The following is a 1,989-nucleotide window of genomic DNA, read 5'->3' as shown; positions in this document are numbered from 1 at the left end:
GACACACACCGCGTTCCTGTGTTTGGACGAGCCGCGGCTCCTGGCGTCAAGCCATACGGTTTTGAAACGCTCAATCGGACTGTGCATATTTCTCCTGGATGTCTGATATTTGGCATGAGAAACCCATCCGGGCTGCTTGCCGGGTGAGTTTTTCTTCGCTGGAAGGCCAGGCATTGACACCGCCAACCATCCGCTAGCCGTTGTAGAAGTAAAGAACAAGTTTCTGCTCCGGACTTACAACGATTATTCCGATACGGCCCTGTGCATAAAAACTGCCCGGCTTGCTGATAATTTCGTTCGCCTGCTTCATACGCTCCGGCGGTATGTCAATGCAAAACCCGTAAACGCAGATGTAGTCCATCACGTTCAACAAGCCAGTACCTGGGTTGATCTTCCAATGGTCTCCGCGAATGGGTGTTTCACTCCACTGCGCGTAGTACCCGCGCCAGCGTCGACTTTGCTGATCCTTGTTGGGCGGCAGTTGTTCAAGGTACCTGATTCCCCCCTCCCCAACCCTGTGCGAGATCTCTTCGGACAGGGGATAAAACCGGATTCCTGCCTCGTTGCCACCAGGGCCAAAGCCCCAGGACTCCTCGTTCCGATAAGAGACGGCCTGCACCTCCAGCGCGTCCGGGACGGCTTGCAGAATGAACTTCTGTTCGTGGACTTTCCACATAACTGCGGGAACAAGCATAAGCGACGCAACAAGCACCAGGAAATGCCTGAATTCAAGCTTCTTGTACGCGTAGACGAGTGCGCCAATGACGATCAACAGGCCCAGGATCGGAATGAACAGAACAAGGTTTACCACGCAGCACCTAACGCAAGGTTGACCGGCGGCTTGCGCCGGAAGACCACATACAGGGCGAACGGCAAGGCGCCAATGACGAACGACATGTTAGGCCGGGGCGCATTGGACTGGCTCCCGGAAAGATACTTCGCGACTGCCTTTCCGAGCGGGCCATTGAACTCCCACAGAAGAAGTGCATAGAAAAGCATGCCGCAGATGACTGCTGCTGCAGTCCCCGCCCACCCGGGAAGTCTCAAAAACAAAGGCAGGAAATTGATTGCGGTGATCGTTGCCAACATCAGGGCAAACACCACTGCCATCCGGAGGAACACCCAGCGGTTGTAGGCGACTGCGGCGGACACCAGAACCCGGCAGCGCTCACGGTGGCAGAGKGATGAGAGCTGCGGAAGCTGGGAAGCCCGGAAATACATGGCCTACTTTTCAGGTTTCAGCGGACACTGGAGGCGCCGCGCCGGAATGATTTAACAAAGGTCGTTGTGGCCGAAGCGGCAACAGAATTAGCTTGACGCGAAAGGTGAAGTAACCAAGAAGGTAACCTGCCACACATCCCAGCGAAAACCACACGATCAACGCATCAAGTTTGCCTGGCAGGAGAATCCACAAAATCGCCAGCAGCGCGAGCTCGCCAAGCAGCCCCGCGCCCAAGGCCCAAAGAATGGCGTGGCCGCAATTGGATCGCAATGCCCATGAGCAGTGGTGGCATGTGAATTGATCACGCACCACCCACGCCGCAAGGGGACCCTGACATAAAGGGCAGTGGAATGTAGCCATGTGAGGTTCAAGGTGGAGAAAACCAGGCCACAACACCCCGTGCCGAAGCCGCCTCCTGCTGTTGTGGATCCTTGCCGGTTGACATGTCAAAGCGCAAGGTAGCCTCCTGCTGCCAGTGCAATGACCACGAGAGCGCTCCCTGCGAGGATGCAGTTTCGAAAGTGTTCTCTCCGCATCGTTGGGACCTCGATGCACGCGACAGGTAGCCGCCCTCGCGCGGGATCGATGAATGCCTCGATTTCCATTCCGGGCACAAAGGGCCGCAAAGCATTCTCGACGTCCAGCCGCTCTCCTTCGTAATCTTCATCGTCCAGCGAGAACCGCGTGGAGCGAACCATTTCACCAGCGATACGCGCCTCGATGGCAAGCAATGGACGAAAACGCTGATAGCCCGCACTCCACACTTC

At 56.4% G+C, this 1,989-nt stretch carries 4 protein-coding genes; all 4 read right to left on the bottom strand.

Annotation, left to right across the window (positions count from 1 at the left end; genetic code table 11):
• Window positions 1-193: 193 nt before the first annotated feature.
• Window positions 194-811: a hypothetical protein gene (locus tag AC1D0Z_RS20480; RefSeq protein ID WP_477660007.1), complete on the bottom strand. Its 618-nt coding sequence runs from the start codon at window positions 809-811 to the stop codon at window positions 194-196.
• The gene (locus AC1D0Z_RS20475) at window positions 805-1,221 is read right to left on the bottom strand and encodes a hypothetical protein (RefSeq protein ID WP_477660006.1); all 417 of its coding nucleotides are present in this window, start codon (window positions 1,219-1,221) and stop codon (window positions 805-807) included. Before AC1D0Z_RS20475 ends, AC1D0Z_RS20480 begins: the two co-directional genes overlap by 7 nt.
• 10 nt (window positions 1,222-1,231) lie before the next feature.
• Window positions 1,232-1,582 (bottom strand): hypothetical protein, encoded by a 351-nt coding sequence (locus tag AC1D0Z_RS20470; RefSeq protein ID WP_477660005.1) that lies wholly within the window; start codon window positions 1,580-1,582, stop codon window positions 1,232-1,234.
• 86 nt (window positions 1,583-1,668) lie between these two features.
• Window positions 1,669-1,989, bottom strand: a 321-nt coding sequence (locus AC1D0Z_RS20465) for a hypothetical protein (RefSeq protein ID WP_477660004.1), incomplete at its 5' end; no start/stop codon positions are given.

The sequence above is a fragment of the Polaromonas sp. P1_E3 genome, assembly GCF_056405935.1.
This window is presented reverse-complemented; position numbering and strand designations above follow the sequence as displayed.